The 15,459-nt window shown below is 63.9% G+C and carries 12 protein-coding genes; 5 read left to right on the top strand and 7 right to left on the bottom strand.

The features are described from left to right. Positions 1 to 53 precede the first annotated feature (53 nt). From R9B85_RS14685 to R9B85_RS14670, 4 genes are all read right to left on the bottom strand, one after another. The gene (locus R9B85_RS14685; protein ID WP_215521062.1) at positions 54 to 1,088 is read right to left on the bottom strand and encodes an ABC transporter substrate-binding protein; all 1,035 of its coding nucleotides are present in this window, start codon (positions 1,086 to 1,088) and stop codon (positions 54 to 56) included. 40 nt (positions 1,089 to 1,128) lie between these two features. Further along, on the bottom strand, positions 1,129 to 2,253 hold the full coding sequence (locus R9B85_RS14680; RefSeq protein ID WP_112251565.1) for an ABC transporter ATP-binding protein: 1,125 nt from the start codon (positions 2,251 to 2,253) through the stop codon (positions 1,129 to 1,131). A gap of 296 nt (positions 2,254 to 2,549) precedes the next feature. Continuing rightward, positions 2,550 to 3,182 carry a response regulator gene (locus R9B85_RS14675; RefSeq protein WP_170929296.1) on the bottom strand — a complete coding sequence of 211 codons (633 nt, stop codon included), beginning with the start codon at positions 3,180 to 3,182 and terminating at the stop codon, positions 2,550 to 2,552. A 7-nt stretch (positions 3,183 to 3,189) separates the two neighbouring features. Beyond that, complete coding sequence (locus R9B85_RS14670; RefSeq protein ID WP_215521061.1) at positions 3,190 to 5,577, bottom strand: PAS domain-containing sensor histidine kinase; 2,388 nt, start codon at positions 5,575 to 5,577, stop codon at positions 3,190 to 3,192. 94 nt (positions 5,578 to 5,671) lie between these two features. Between R9B85_RS14670 and R9B85_RS14665 the strand changes: the two genes are divergently transcribed. Beyond that, positions 5,672 to 6,664 carry an alpha/beta hydrolase family protein gene (locus R9B85_RS14665; RefSeq protein WP_112251561.1) on the top strand — a complete coding sequence of 331 codons (993 nt, stop codon included), beginning with the start codon at positions 5,672 to 5,674 and terminating at the stop codon, positions 6,662 to 6,664. 126 nt (positions 6,665 to 6,790) lie between these two features. Here R9B85_RS14665 and R9B85_RS14660 read toward each other — a convergent pair whose 3' ends face one another. The 3 genes from R9B85_RS14660 to R9B85_RS14650 are packed head-to-tail and all read right to left on the bottom strand — an operon-like array spanning position 6,791 to position 9,247. After that, a complete protein-coding gene (locus tag R9B85_RS14660; protein ID WP_112251558.1) occupies positions 6,791 to 7,558 on the bottom strand; it encodes a TerB family tellurite resistance protein in 768 nt (255 codons plus the stop codon). Between the two features lies 1 nt (position 7,559). Further along, positions 7,560 to 8,231: an N-acetylmuramate alpha-1-phosphate uridylyltransferase MurU gene (gene murU, locus R9B85_RS14655; RefSeq protein ID WP_112251556.1), complete on the bottom strand. Its 672-nt coding sequence runs from the start codon at positions 8,229 to 8,231 to the stop codon at positions 7,560 to 7,562. Continuing rightward, a complete protein-coding gene (locus R9B85_RS14650) occupies positions 8,228 to 9,247 on the bottom strand; it encodes an aminoglycoside phosphotransferase family protein (RefSeq protein WP_112251554.1) in 1,020 nt (339 codons plus the stop codon). The genes murU and R9B85_RS14650 overlap by 4 nt, the downstream gene beginning before the upstream one ends. Before the next feature lie 130 nt (positions 9,248 to 9,377). Between R9B85_RS14650 and R9B85_RS14645 the strand changes: the two genes are divergently transcribed. From R9B85_RS14645 to rsmA, 4 genes are read left to right on the top strand one after another with little or no spacing between them, the layout of a single operon-like run. Beyond that, a complete protein-coding gene (locus R9B85_RS14645; protein WP_423770330.1) occupies positions 9,378 to 12,179 on the top strand; it encodes an LPS-assembly protein LptD in 2,802 nt (933 codons plus the stop codon). Then, entirely contained in the window at positions 12,160 to 13,479 is a 1,320-nt protein-coding gene (surA, locus tag R9B85_RS14640; RefSeq protein WP_215521059.1) for a peptidylprolyl isomerase SurA, read from the top strand. The genes R9B85_RS14645 and surA overlap by 20 nt, the downstream gene beginning before the upstream one ends. Then, positions 13,476 to 14,465, top strand: a complete 990-nt coding sequence (pdxA, locus tag R9B85_RS14635) for a 4-hydroxythreonine-4-phosphate dehydrogenase PdxA (RefSeq protein WP_112251548.1) — start codon at positions 13,476 to 13,478, stop codon at positions 14,463 to 14,465. The genes surA and pdxA overlap by 4 nt, the downstream gene beginning before the upstream one ends. Then, entirely contained in the window at positions 14,462 to 15,262 is an 801-nt protein-coding gene (gene rsmA, locus R9B85_RS14630) for a 16S rRNA (adenine(1518)-N(6)/adenine(1519)-N(6))-dimethyltransferase RsmA (protein ID WP_423770329.1), read from the top strand. Before pdxA ends, rsmA begins: the two co-directional genes overlap by 4 nt. Positions 15,263 to 15,459 lie beyond the last annotated feature (197 nt).

Below are 15,459 nucleotides of genomic sequence, written 5' to 3'. Positions count from 1 at the left end.
CCGCGATACAAACTGAAAGATGGGGCTGCTGCGCAGCCCCCTACGCTGGTCCTTTACTTCTTCGCCGCCCAGGCATTGAAGCGTTGCTCCAGCTGCTCGCTGTTGTCAGCCCAGAAGGCCACGTCGATCTGCACCTGGTTGGCAATGTTTTCAGGCGTGGTCGGCATGTCCTTCTTCACATCATCCGACAACAGGCTCACGGCCTTGGAATTGGCCGGGCCGTACGCAATGTTCTCGGAGTAGGTCTTCTGCTGCTCAGGCTGCACGCTGAAGGCGATGAATTTCTTCGCTTCTTCGATATCCTTGGCACCTTTCGGGATGGCCCAGGCGTCGAAGTCATAGATGCCGCCATTCCACACAACCTTCAGGTTGCTCTCTTTCTGCACTGCAGCAATGCGACCGTTGTAGGCCGAGCTCATGACCACGTCACCCGAGGCCAGGTACTGTGGCGGCTGGGCGCCGGCTTCCCACCACTGGATGCTTGGCTTGAGTTCGTCGAGCTTCTTGAAGGCGCGGTCCACGCCCTCTTTGGTGCCCAGCACCTGGTACACATCCTTCGGCGCCACACCATCGGCCATCAGGGCGAATTCCAGGGTGTACTTGGCACCCTTGCGCAGGCCGCGTTTGCCCGGGAATTTCTTGGTGTCCCAGAAGTCGGCCCAGCTGGTCGGTGCAGTCTTCAGCTTGTCGGCGTTGTAGGCCAGCACCGTGGACCATACGAAGAAGCCCACGCCGCATGGCTGGATGGCACCCGGCACATAGTCGGCCTCATTGCCGAACAGGGCCGGGTCGAGTTCTTCGAACATGCCCTCGTCACAGCCGCGGGCCAGTTCTGGCGACTCCACTTCCACCAGATTCCACGACACGCTCTTGGTGTCGACCATGGCTTTGACCTTGGCCATTTCGCCGTTGTACTCACCCGCGACGATCTTGCCCTTGCCGGCCTTTTCCCACGGCTCGTAGAACGCCTTGACCTGGGCCGCCTTGTTGGCGCCACCGAACGAGACCACGGTAAGGTCTGCGGCCATGGTTTGGCCGGCGGCGAACAGCCCCAGGGCCAGGGCGGTCAGTTTCAACTGCTTGCGCATTATTATTCTCTCCACAGTACAGGGTTGGTGAAGCAATCCATCAATGGGCTTCGGCAATCGGATCGAGCGCGCGGGCGTGCTCCACCTCCCAGCCCAGCGGTACCACATCGCCCACGGCCAGGGCCGGGTCGAGTTCGGCAATCGGCTGTTTCACGAAGAAGTCGCCCTTGCCGCAAACTTCCAGGCGCACCCGCACGTGGTCACCCAGGTAAATGAATTCGGCCACCCGGCCCGAGAAGCGGTTCACGCAGCTTTCGCTATGGCCGTTCAGGCGCACGCGCTCCGGGCGGATCGACAGGGTCACCGGCTCGCCGGCCTGGCCGACATTCACCGCCAGCGCCTCGACCCGCTCGCCGCGCGGCAACTGCACCTGGCAGCGCTTGCCGTCACTGGCGAGCAAGGTGCCGTTGATGCGGTTGTTCTCGCCGATGAAGTTGGCGACAAAGGTGTTGCAGGGTTCTTCATACAGCGTGCGCGGGTCGGCGATCTGCTGGATTTCGCCCTGGTGGAACACGGCCACCCGGTCGGACATGGTCAGCGCTTCGCCCTGGTCATGGGTCACGTACACCACGGTCACGCCCAGGCGCTGGTGGATGTGCTTGATCTCCATCTGCATGTGCTCGCGCAGCTGCTTGTCCAGCGCGCCCAGCGGTTCGTCCATCAGCACCAGCTGCGGCTCGAACACCAGTGCCCGGGCCAGGGCCACACGCTGCTGCTGGCCGCCTGACAGCTGGCCGGGGTAACGCTTGGCGAAGGCGTCGAGCTGGACCATGTTCAGCACCCGCTTGACCCGCTCACTGATGTCGGTCTTGCTCAGGTTGCGCACGGTCAGCGGAAAGGCCAGGTTCTCGGCCACGGTCATGTGCGGGAACAGCGCGTAGTTCTGGAACACCATGCCGATGTCGCGCTTGTGCGGCGGCACGTTGTTGATAGAACGCCCGGCCAACTGGATTTCACCGGCGGTGGGGGTTTCGAAGCCGGCCAGCATCATCAGGCTGGTGGTCTTGCCCGAGCCGGACGGGCCAAGCAGGGTAAGGAACTCGCCCTTGCGAATATCCAGGTTGAGGTTTTTGACGATCAGCGACTCGCCGTCGTAGCTCTTCTGCACACCACGGAAGCTGACCAGCGTTTCGCTGGTTGCAGCGTTCGACTTCGCCTCGCTCATGCCTGCACCTTCTTGTTGGATGACTGCGTAGACAAAGACTAGACAAGCGGCAAGCGCCGGAAAATCGGGGGTGCTGAGAGAATGCCATCATCCGGATGGAAGATTTGTTGTAGGGATTCCCCTACAAAGATGGCGGGTTTGGAATGCCTCCCCTCAGGCCTGCGGCGCCCCCTGTGGGAGCGGGTTCACCCGCGAAGAGGCCGGCCCAGGCACCGCGCATGGCAGGTCGGGCCCTTTCGCGGGTGAACCCGCTCCCACAGGGGACACGTTGCAGGCGCAGGAAGTGCATGTCGCAATCAGACCAGCTTGTGCTCCATGGCGTACTTCACCAGCTCCGCCAGCGAGTTCACTTTCAGCTTCTGCATCAGGCGCGCCTTGTGGGTGCTGATGGTCTTGCTCGACAGCGCCAGCTGCTGGGCGATGTCGTTGACGTTGGCGCCCTGGGCCAGGCGTTCGAACACCGAAAACTCCCGCTCCGACAGCAGCGTGTGCAACGGCCTCGACTCGGTAAGGCCCACCTCGAAGACCATACGGTCGGCCAACGCCGGGTCGATATAGCGCCCGCCAGCGGCAACCCGGCGAATCGCGGTCAGCAACAGCGCCGGGTCGCTGTCCTTGGTGGCATAGCCCGCCGCCCCGGCCTTCAGCGCCCGCGCCGCCATCTGCGCTTCATCGTGCATCGACAGCATCAGGATCGCCGGGGCGTCGTGCAGCGCGCGAATCCGTGGGATAGCCTCCAGGCCATTCACACCCGGCATCGAGATATCCAGCAGTACCACCTCGCACGGCGTATGGCGCAAGGTTTCCAGCAACTGCTCGCCGTTACCGGCCTCCCCCGCCACCTGCATGTCCTTGGCCAGGCCAATCAACTGCTTGATGCCCTCACGGACAATGGTGTGGTCTTCGGCCACCAACACTCGAATCACGATCGCTCTCCTACTCCAACGGTATGGCTACGCTCAGGCTGGTGCCTTCGCCCGGTTCACTGTCCAGCGCCATGCTGCCGCCCAGCATCAGCACCCGCTCACGCACCCCTACCAGGCCGAACGAGGTGGGCCGGGGCTGGTCGCGGCAAAAGCCCTGGCCATCGTCGCTGACAGTCATGCGCAATTGCCCGTGCTCACGCACCAGTTCGATTTCCACGCTGTGCGCCTGGGCATGGCGCATCACGTTGGTCAGCGCCTCCTGGAGAATACGGAACAGCCCGGTGGCCTTGGCGTCGCTCAATGCTGGCAGATTATCCGGTACTTGCACCAGGCAGGGGATTTGCGTGCGTGTTTCAAAACGCCGCGCCTGCCATTCGATCGCCGAAGCGATGCCGGCATCGAGAATCGGCGGACGCAGAGCGGTGGCCACGTCGCGTACCAACTGGAACAGTTGGGCGATCAGGCGCTTCATGCTGGCCAGCCGCTCGTTCAAGCCCGGGTCCAGCTCGGCGAAGGCCAGCTCGCACATCGACACCTCCAGCTTGAGCACAGTCAACATCTGCCCCAGTTCATCGTGCACTTCCCGGGCGATGCGGGCCTTTTCCTCTTCACGCACGCTCTCCAGGTGGGCCGACAGTTCGCGCAACTGCTCCTGGGACTTGGCCAGCGCCAGCTCGGCCCGCTTGCCCTGGGTGATATCCCACACCACTCCGTCCCACACTACCTGGCCATTGCCCAGGCGCCGGGTACTGGCCTTGATGTCGGCCCAGCGCTGCTCACCCTGGCGGGTGAGGATGCGCCCTTGCCAGGACCAGTCCTGGTCGCTGGCCAGGGCCAGGTCCTGTACCCGGTGGTAATCGGCGCGGTCGTCGGGATGTACCAGATTGCGCAGGCCCATCTGCGGGTGCTGGATCTCGCTGGGCGAATAGCCTACCAAGGCCTCGCTGCCCTCGCTGATGTAAGGGAATTCCAGGTCGCCCTCAGCCGGGTCGCGCTCCAGGCGGAACACCAGCCCCGGCACGTTGCCGGCAATGCCCTTGAGCCGCGCCTCGCTTTCGCGCAGGGCCGCCAGGGCGCGGTGGCGCTCGGTGACATCGGCGAGGTACACCACCAGGTATTCGGAGTCACGAAAGCGCAGAAAGCTCAGCGACAGCTCGACCGGCAGCAGGCTGTGGTCAGCCCGCCGGCACTGCGTTTCGAACTGGCCGACACCGCCCGCACCGGTGCGCGCGCCCTTCCACAGCTCCAGCCAGCGGTCCATGGTCAGGCTGGGTTCAAAGTCGCTCAGCGGCCGCTCCAGCAGCGCGCCTTCGCCGTAGCCCAGCATGCGTTCGGCGGCATGGTTGGCGTAGCGTACGTGGCTGTCCCAGTTGACCCAGAGGATACCCACAGTGCTCTGGTCGATGGCGAATTGGCTCAGGCGCAATGCTTCTTCACGCACTTGCCGCTCCACCAGGCTTTCGCGCGTCGCCAGCAGGCTGCGCTCCAGCTGGCGCTGCTGCCGACGTTGCCACACCAGGGTGGCCAGCGCGCACAACAGCAGCATGGCGGACAGCAAGGCCAGGTTCTGCCAGAAACCCGTCGACTCACTCAGACGTGGGTACTTTGGCTGCAGCCAACGCTGGTGCAGTTGCTCCAGCTCCTTGGCCGGCAGCGCCTGCAGGCCACGCTCGAGCACATCGGCCAGCAGCGGCCAGTCGCGCCTCGAACCGATACGCAACAGTTGCGGCAGGCCGATATCGCCGACCACAGCCAGCTCGCCGAACTCGCTTTCGCGCGACAGGCGGCTGAGCTGGGCTTCATCCAGCACCGCGAAACTGGCCTGGCCGCCCACCACCAGTTGCAGGGCCTCGCGCTCGTTGGGCACCCCTTGCAGGTTGAGGTTGCCGTAGTTGCCGCGCAGGTAGTCCGCCAGTTGGCTGGGCATGCGCACCGCCACCCGCTGCTCGGCCTCGAGCGTTTCCAGTTCCACGGCCATGTTCCCGGTGCGCGGCCCCACCACCAGTTGCGGCACGCGCATGTACGGGTCGCTGAACAGCCACAGACGCAGGCTGGCGGGGGTCTGGGTAAGCCCCGGGGCAAAGTCGATTTCACCGGCCTGCAGGGCATGCTCGAGGCTGGCCTGGTCAGCGAAGTTGCGCCAGGTAAGGTCCAGTCGCAGCGCCCGCGCCAGGCTGCTCACCAGTTCCACATTGGCCCCGTACAGCTGCTGCAGGCGCCGGTCGAACTGAGCGTAAGGCGCCTGCAACACCAGGCCGACACGCAGGCTGCGGTGTGTATCCAGCCATTGCTGCTGGGCAGGTTCCAGGGCAACCGTGGGCACGGCCTCGGGCCTGGCTAATGCAATCAAGGGCAGCCACAAGCAGCCGATAACCAACAGGCGACGCACTCGCTTCATCTACACGCTCGTCTTGGCAAAGCGGCCATGCAGCATGGCCGTCACGGGCAAATACTATTAGGCTGCCGGTATCATTCTGGCCCTGGGTTGACTCATGTCCACACTTTATCGCACGACGCTGGCAATGTGCTGCCTGGCCTCGATCCTTCCAATCGGCGCCCTGGCCGCCGATGCCGAAAAACCATCCACCAGCACCGAGGCACCCGCTGTCCAAGCCCCTCGCCCACCGCTGCTGGAGCGTAGCCAGGAGGATGCCCAGGCGCTCGAGCGGCTGGTGCCCAAGGCCGAACAGCAGACGCTGCAAGCCGGCGCTGACAGCTTCCTGGCCCTGTGGAAGCCGGCCAACGACAGCGATCCACAGGGGGCGGTCATCATCGTCCCGGGGGCTGGCGAAACAGCTGACTGGCCAAACGCGGTCGGCCCGCTGCGGCAGAAGTTCCCCGATGTCGGCTGGCACAGCCTGAGCATCAGCCTGCCCGACCTGCTGGCCGACAGCCCGCAGGCGCGGGTCGAGGCCAAGCCGGCTGCCGAGCCGGAGCCAGACAAGGGCGAAAGCGCCCCGGCCAAGGATGTGCCGGCCGATGCCAATGCCAACGTCGCCCAGGCTACGGCAGCCGATGCAGACACCGCAGAGAGCACTGACGCCAAACAGGCCAGCGAGCAAACCGACCCGGCCGATGCCGAGCGCGTTTTTGCCCGACTGGATGCTGCGGTGGCCTTTGCCCAGCAGCACAACGCCCGCAGCATCGTGCTGATTGGCCATGGCAGCGGCGCATATTGGGCGGCCCGCTACCTGAGCGAGAAACAGCCACCGCAGGTGCAGAAACTGGTGATGGTCGCCGCGCAGACGCCAGCGCGGGTGGAGCATGACCTGGAAAGCCTGGCGCCGACCTTGAAAGTGCCGACTGCCGACATCTACTACGCCACCCGCAGCGCGGACCGCAATGCAGCCGCGCAGCGCCTGCAGGCCAGCAAGCGGCAGAAGGACAGCCAGTACCGGCAGTTGTCGCTGATTGCCATGCCGGGGAACAAGGCGGCCGAGCAAGAGCAACTGTTCCGCCGGGTGCGGGGGTGGATGAGCCTGTAGGAGCGGCCTTGTGTCGCGATGGGCCGCAAAGCGGCCCCAGCGGTATCTGTTGGGAAGCTGACTACTTGGGGCCGCTACGCGCCCCATCGCGACACAAGGCCGCTCCTACAGCTACCGCGCAGGCCATCAAAGCCCCCGCCGCTTGCGGATCATGGCATAAGCCTGATGCAGCTCACGGGTCCGCTCGGTCGCTTCACGCACCTGCGCCTCGCTGGCACCAGTGCCCGCCAGCTTGTCCGGGTGGTGCCGGCTGACCAGCCGACGATACGCCTGCTTGACCTTGTCGCCATCGGTATCCGCCTCTACCGCCAGCAAGCGCAAGGCCGCCGCATAGGTCATGGCGACCCCTTCCGGAACCGCCGCCTTGCGTGGCTCGTACTCCAGCGACATGGCCTGTACCTGCCGCCGGCTCAGGCCCAGTTTCTGCCCCCAGTCCAGCAGCAGTTCTCGCTCCTTGTTGCCCATCTTGCCGTCGGCCCAGACCATGCGCCAACAGGCACGCAGGGTGCCCTCGGCCGCATGCGGCTGCTGGCGAATGCGCCGTAGGTGCCCACCCAGCCGGTCCTTGCCCGCCTTGCCACGGTTGAACGCGGCAATCGCGCGCAGCCGGGCCGCTTCGGCCAGGTCCAGGCGCACCATCTCCTGACGCGCCTGCTGGATATGCTGCTCGCCCACCCGGCCATCGCACTTGGCCAGGCGGCCGAGCATCACGAACAGCAACTCGTCATCCTGCAAGGCCGGGCGCCCGCCAAGGCGCTCACGCATGTCCTCCCAGCCCTGCAAACGCAGGCGGCGGTCCATGGCCTGCCCAAGCAACGCGCCGAGCAAGGCCCCGGGAATGCTGGCAACCGCAAAGCCGGCACCGGCACCAATCACCGTGCTTGGCCACCACATGTCAGGCGCGCTCGCCGATCAGGCGCTCGGCCTCGGCCAGGCGTTCGAGCGTACCGACATCCACCCAGTGCCCACGGTAGTGCTCACCACTGACCTGCCCCGCAGCCATGGCCTGGCGCAGCAACGGCGCCAGCTTGAAGGCGCCAGGCTGGCAGCCTTCGAACAGCGCCGGGTGCAGCACCGAAAGGCCGCTGAAGGTCAGCGTGCCAGGCGCATCGTCACCATCGACCACCCGCTCGCCCACCAGGCGGAAGTCGCCACGGCCGTGATGGCCAGGGTTATCGACCAGCACCAGGTGGGCCAGGCCTTGCAGTGGGGCCAGCAGTCGCGCGAAGTCGTAGTCGGTCCAGACATCGCCGTTCACCAGCAGAAACGGCGCATCACCCAGCAATGGCAGGGCCTTGAAGATGCCACCGCCGGTTTCCAGCGGCTCGCCTTCGGGCGAATAGCGGATGCTCAAGCCGAAACGGCTGCCGTCACCCAGGTGGTCCTCGATCTGCTGGCCGAGCCAGGCGTGGTTGATCACCACCTCGGTCACGCCTGCTGCAGCCAGGGCCCGCAGGTGGTACTCGATCAGTGGCTGACCGGCGACCGGGACCAGCGGTTTAGGGGTGTGCAGAGTCAGCGGGCGCATGCGCTCGCCTTTGCCCGCAGCCAAAATCATTGCCTTCATGCACGCGCTCCGGCCTGCAACTCGGCAATCAGCTCACCCAGCTCCGCCAATTCGGGCCGGCGGCTGATCACTTCTTCTATATAGGCGAAGAAGCGCGGCACGTCGCCCAGGTAACGGGGTTTGCCGTCGCGGTGGCAGATACGGGCGAAAATACCGATCACCTTCAGGTGGCGCTGCACACCCATCAGGTCACTGGCACGCTGGAACGCCTCGAAGTCGGCCTGCACCGGGATGCCGGCAGCCTGTGCCTTCTGCCAGTAGTCGCGCAGCCAGCCTTCGACCCGCGCCTGCGGCCAGCTGAGGAAGGCGTCCTTGAACAGGCAGGTGATGTCGTAGGTGACAGGGCCATATACGGCATCCTGGAAGTCCAGCACGCCTGGGTTGGGTGTGCTCTGCATCAGGTTGCGCGGCATGTAGTCGCGGTGCACCAGCACCTTGGGCTGGGCCAGCGCGCTGTCGATCAGCAGCTGACTGACTCGTTGCCAGGTGGCTTTCTGGGCATCGCTGAAGGCCAGGCCAAGCTCACGACCCACGTACCACTCGGGGAATAGTTCGACTTCACGGCGCAGCAGCGCATCGTCGTAGCTGGGCAACGGTGCGTCCATCGGCAGGCGCTGGAACGCCAGCAGCGCGTCGATGGCATCGGCGAACAGGCCGTCGGCGTTGTCTGCATCAATGATATCAAGGTATGTCTGGTGGCCCAGGTCACCCAGCAGCAGGAAGCCACGCTCCAGGTCCTGGGCGTGGATCAGCGGCACGTGCACGTCGGCGCTGGCCAGCAGGTGGTCGATGGCGACGAACGGTCGGCAGTTTTCCTGCGGCGGTGGCGCATCCATGATCACGAAGCTGTGGCCGGCGCCCTGCCAGCGGAAATAACGACGGAAGCTGGCATCGCTGCTGGCCGCGGTCAGGCTGCCTGCGGGGACATCGCCCCAGGCGTTTTTCCGGAAAAGATCATTGAGCTGCTCATCGAGCCAGACCGTCAGTTGTTGCAGGCGTACATCGTGTTCAGGCATTACAAGGGTCTCCGACGGCCCTAGCCGTCAAGCGGGTCATGCTTTATTATCCAGCATCTTTTTCAGACCATCGAGAGGCGTGCGGCCCCACACGCGGGCAGATGGCACGCAGGAAGCCCGGACTAATAAGATGGCATTGAAATCCCCCGCGTTTCGTAGAAAGTTTCCGTTGCTGGTAACCGGCGGTCTGCTGGCCCTGCAACCTCTGGCCACGTCTTACGTGGTGGCAGCCGAACAGTTTGACTGCCAAGTGTCCGCCTCCGGTGGTTGGGACTGCAAGCCCAAGACCCCAGCCAACAACCTGCCGCCGCGCCCGGTGCACGAGGGTGCTGCTGTCAGCACCGGCACCGAAGCCGCAAGCGAAGGCGAAACCGCGGACCGGCCTATGCTGGTCACCGAGGCCAAAGGCCGTGGCCTGAAGTCGCGTAGCGAAGACTACAGCCACCTGGACTGGGTTCCGCGTGAAAAGCTCACCGCCGCACAGCTGGCCGAAACCGGCCCGTACTGCGGTGGCGCGTACATCGAGCCAACCCGCCCAGGCATGGCCGACACCACGCCGAAGGACGAGTCGCCGACCTACATCAACGCCAAGGTATCCAAGTACCAGCAGGAGCAGCAGATCGCTACCCTCGCCGGTGATGTGGTAATGCGCCAAGGCAGCATGCAGGCCGAGGCCGACGAGGCCAACCTCTACCAGACCGAAAACCGTGGCGAGCTCAAGGGCAACGTCAAGATCCGTGACAACGGTTCGCTGGTGGTCGGTGACGAGGCACAGATCCAGCTCGACACGGGCGAAGCCCAGGTCGACAACGCCGAATACGTGATGCACAAGTCGCACATCCGCGGCAGTGCCCTGTACGCCAAGCGTGGCGAGAACGCCATCATCCGCCTCAAGGACGGTACGTACACCACCTGCGAACCGGGCAGCAACGCCTGGCAGCTGAAGGGCAACAACATCACCCTGAACCCGGCCACCGGTTTCGGTACCGCGACCAACGTCACGCTGCGGGTCAAGGATTTCCCGGTGTTCTACACACCGTACATCTACTTCCCGATCGACGACCGTCGCCAGTCCGGCTTCCTGCCGCCATCGTTCAGCAGCACCAGCGATACCGGCTTCATGCTGGTCACGCCGTACTACTTCAACCTGGCACCGAACTACGATGCCACGTTGTACCCGCGCTACATGACCAAGCGCGGCCTGCTGATGGAAGGCGAGTTCCGCTACCTGACGCCTTCCAGCGAAGGCCAGTTCGGTGCTGCGTACCTCAACGACAAGAACGACGACCGCAAAGACCAGACTGACTACAAAGAACAGCGCTGGATGACCAACTGGCAGCACAAAGGCGGGTTGAACGAGCGGTTGATGACCGAGGTGGATTACACCGACATCAGCGACCCGTTCTACTTCCAGGACCTGGAATCCGACCAGATTGGTGTTGAAACCCAGGACCTGCTGAACCAGCAGGGTGCACTGACCTATCGTGGTGACAACTACACCGCGCGGTTGAACGTGCATGCCTACGAGATGGCGACCATCTCGAAGATCACGCCGTATGACCGTCTGCCGCAGATTACCTTCAATGGCAAACTGCCGTACGAGCCGGGTGGGCTCAATATTGCCTACGAAACCGAGGCAGTCCGTTTCGATCGTGACCTGAAAGACGACTTCGTATTGAATGAAGACGGGCTTCCAGACACCTCGGCTGGTGCGCCTGGTCGTCGCCTGGACCAGAACGTCAGTGGCATCGCTCGCGCCAACGGCAACCGTTTCAACGTTGCACCGTCGATCAGCCTGCCGATGGAAGCCAGCTACGGCTTCCTGACCCCCAAGCTGAAGTATGCGTATACCCACTACGATCTGGATTTGGACAGCCAGGGCAAAACCCAGGCTATCGCGCAATCGGCCAACCCAGCGTACGGCAGCTATAACAGCTCGCTGAACCGCGACGTCCCGATCTTCAGCGTCGACAGCGGCCTGTACTTCGACCGTAAAACGTCGCTGTTCGGCACCGACTACAAGCAAACCCTCGAGCCGCGTCTGTTCTACCTCTACGTCCCATACAAGGACCAGAAGGACATCCCGCTGTTCGACTCGGGTGAAACCCTGTTCAGCTACGATTCGCTGTTCCGCGACAACCGCTTCAGCGGCACCGACCGTATCGGTGACGAGAACAAGCTGTCGCTGGGCGTGACCACCCGCTGGATCGAAGAAAACGGTTTCGAGCGTCAGAACTTCAGTATCGGTCAGGCTTACTACTTCAAGGATCGCAAGGTCCAGCTGCCAGGCATCAATTACAAAGAGCGCGCGGACTCGCAGTCCGACGTGTCCCCGTACGCCCTGGTGTACAACTACTTCTTCAACCGCGACTGGCGCTTCAATTCGGACTTCAACTGGGACCCGGACAGCCGCAGCACCCGCTCGGGTAGCGCGATGTTCCACTACCAGCCTGAAGACAACCCGAACAAAGTGGTCAACCTCGGTTATCGCTACCGAAACGACACCATCTCCTACGACTCCACGACCGGTACCTGGAAAGTGGGCGGTGGCGACTATGGCGTCCCAGGCAGCGAGAACTACATCAAGGACTACTACAAGATCCAGCAGCATGACTTCTCGGTCATCTGGCCGATCGTCCCGCAGTGGAGCGTCATCGCTCGCTGGCAGCATGACTACAACCGCAACCGCACCCTGGAAGCCATGGGCGGTTTCGAGTACGACAACTGCTGCTGGAAGCTGCGCCTGATTAACCGCTACTGGATCGATTACGACGACTTCAGCCAAGCCCTTCCGGCAAACGAAAAAGGCGACCACGGCATCTTCCTTCAGATCGTCCTGAAAGGCCTCGGTGGTGTAGTCGGCAACAAGGTCGAATCTTTCCTCGACCAAGGCATTCAAGGTTATCGTGAACGTGAAGACCAAGCTTATTGATCGACTGCGCCCGGCGTTGCTGGGCGTTGCATTGCTGAGTGGCGCGGTGCATGCCGCGGTGCAACCTCTTGATCGCGTGGTGGCCATCGTCGACAACGACGTGGTCATGCAAAGCCAGCTGGACCAGCGTGTCCGCGAGGTCCAGCAAACCATCGCCAAGCGCGGCGGCGGCATGCCGCCTGCCGGTGCGCTGGACCAGCAGGTACTGGAACGCCTGATCGTCGAGAACCTGCAGCTGCAGATCGGCGAGCGCTCCGGCATCCGCATCACCGACGAGGAACTGAACCAGGCCATGGGCACCATTGCCCAGCGCAACGGCATGTCGCTGGAGCAGTTCCGCGCCGCCCTGGCCCGTGACGGCATGTCGTTCGACGACGCCCGCGAGCAGATCAAGCGCGAGATGATCATCAGCCGCGTGCGCCAGCGCCGTGTGGCCGAGCGCATCCAGGTCTCCGAGCAGGAAGTGAAGAACTTCCTCAACTCGGACCTGGGCAAGATGCAGATGTCGGAAGAGTACCGTCTGGCCAACATCCTCATCCCAACCCCGGAAGCGGCCAACTCGGACGACATCCAGAAGGCTGCGCGCAAGGTCGGCGATGTCTACCAGCAGCTCAAGCAAGGCGCTGACTTCGGCCAGATGGCGATTGCCAACTCGGCCAGCGAGAACGCCCTGGAAGGCGGCGAAATGGGTTGGCGTAAAGCCGGCCAGCTGCCACCGGACTTCGCCAAGATGCTCAGCAGCATGCCGGTAGGTGAAATCACCCAGCCGATCCGCATCCCCAACGGCTTCATCATCCTCAAACTGGAAGAGAAGCGCGGTGGCAGCGAGAACGTGCTGCGTGACGAAGTGCACGTGCGCCACATCCTGATCAAGCCGAGCGAAATCCGCAGCGAGGCGGCCACCGAGCAACTGGCTGAGCGCCTGTACGAGCGCATCAAGAACGGCGAAGACTTCGGCGAGTTGGCCAAGAGCTTCTCGGAAGACCCGGGTTCGGCGCTCAACGGCGGTGACCTCAACTGGGTTGACCCGAACAGCCTGGTACCGGAGTTCCGCGAGCAGATGGCCAACGCCGCCCAAGGCGAAGTCACCCGTCCGTTCAAGACCCAGTACGGCTGGCATGTCCTGGAAGTGCTGGGCCGTCGCGCCACCGACAGCACCGAGCAGGCGCGTGAGCAACAGGCCATGAACGTACTGCGCAACCGCAAGTACGACGAAGAGCTGCAGACCTGGCTGCGCCAGATCCGCGACGAAGCCTACGTTGAAATCAAGCTGCCTGGCGCTGACCAGGCCGCCCAGTGAAGCCCCTGCGCTTCGCCGTCACCCCCGGCGAGCCGGCCGGCATAGGCCCCGACCTGTGCCTGCTGCTCGCCGCAGACGCCCAGCCCCACCCCCTGATCGCCATCACCAGCCGTGACCTGCTCGCCGAGCGGGCCACGCAGCTGGGGCTGGCCGTCAACCTGCTGCCGGTAGCGCCGGGCCAATGGCCCGAGCAGCCGGCACCAGCGGGTAGCCTGTACGTCTGGGATACCGCTCTGGCGGCCCCGGTAGTGCCAGGCCAGCTCGACAAGGCCAATGCGTCGTTCGTGCTGGAAACCCTGACCCGTGCCGGGCAAGGTTGCCTGGACGGGCATTTCGCCGGGATGATCACCGCCCCGGTACACAAGGGCGTGATCAACGAAAGCGGTATCGCCTTCTCCGGGCATACCGAATTCCTTGCCGAACTGACCCACACCGCGCAAGTGGTGATGATGCTGGCTACCCGGGGCCTGCGCGTGGCCCTGGTAACCACGCACCTGCCGCTGCGCGACATTGCCGACGCCATCACTGCCGAACGCGTCGAGCGTGTAACCCGTATCCTGCATGCCGACATGCGCGACAAGTTCGGCATTGCCAACCCGCGCATCCTGGTGTGCGGCCTCAACCCGCACGCGGGCGAGGGTGGCCATCTGGGCCGCGAAGAAATCGACATCATCGAGCCGACACTGGCCCGCCTGCGCACCGAAGGCATGGACCTGCGCGGGCCGCTGCCGGCCGATACCCTGTTTACCCCCAAATATCTGGAGCACTGCGATGCGGTGCTGGCGATGTACCACGACCAGGGCCTGCCCGTACTCAAGTACAAAGGCTTCGGCGCTGCGGTCAACGTTACCCTGGGCCTGCCGATCATCCGCACGTCGGTAGACCACGGCACCGCCCTGGACCTGGCCGGCACCGGCAAGGTCGACACCGGCAGCCTGCGCGTCGCGCTGGAAACCGCCTACCAGATGGCCGAGAACCGACCATGAACGAGCAATACCAACACCGGGCGCGCAAGCGCTTCGGCCAGAACTTCCTGCACGACGCCGGCATCATCGACCGCATCCTGCGTGCCATCAATGCCAAGTCCGGCGAACATCTGCTGGAAATCGGCCCCGGCCAGGGCGCCCTGACAGAAGGCCTGCTGGGCAGCGGGGCACAGCTGGACGTGGTGGAACTGGACAAGGACCTGGTGCCGATCCTGCAGCACAAGTTCGCCGACCGCAGCAATTTCCGCCTGCACCAGGGCGACGCCCTGAAGTTCGACTTCAACCAGCTGGGCGTGCCACCGCGCAGCCTCAAGGTGGTGGGCAACCTGCCCTACAACATCTCCACCCCACTGATCTTCCACCTGCTCAGCCATGCCGGGCTGATCCGCGACATGCACTTCATGTTGCAGAAGGAAGTGGTCGAGCGCATGGCCGCCGGCCCGGGTGGTGGTGACTGGGGGCGTTTGTCGATCATGGTGCAGTACCACTGCCGGGTCGAGCACCTGTTCAACGTTGGCCCCGGCGCCTTCAACCCGCCGCCGAAAGTGGACTCGGCCATCGTCCGCCTGGTGCCGCACGAAGTGCTGCCACACCCGGCCAAAGATGCAAAACTGCTGGAGCAGGTGGTACGCGAAGCCTTCAACCAGCGCCGCAAGACCCTGCGCAACACCATGAAAGGGCTGCTCGACAGTGCGGCCATCGAAGCTGCCGGCGTGGACGGCAGCCTGCGCCCTGAACAGCTGGACCTGGCCGCATTCGTGCGCCTGGCTGACCAGTTGGCCGATCAGCAAGCCTGATTCGCCTGTACCGGCCTCTTCGCGGGTAATCCCGCTCCCACAGGAATTGCACAATCCTTGAAATCTGTGTGGTCCCTTGTAGGAGCGGCCTTGTGTCGCGAAAGGGCCGCACAGCGGCCCCAGACTTTCAGCCTCGCTGCAGATATCGCCGGGGCCGCTCAGCGGCCCTTTCGCGACACAAGGCCGCTCCTACAACT

This window comes from Pseudomonas sp. NLJ1 (genome assembly GCF_049486705.1).
In the GTDB taxonomy this organism is placed as follows: domain Bacteria; phylum Pseudomonadota; class Gammaproteobacteria; order Pseudomonadales; family Pseudomonadaceae; genus Aquipseudomonas; species Aquipseudomonas inefficax.
This window is presented reverse-complemented; position numbering and strand designations above follow the sequence as displayed.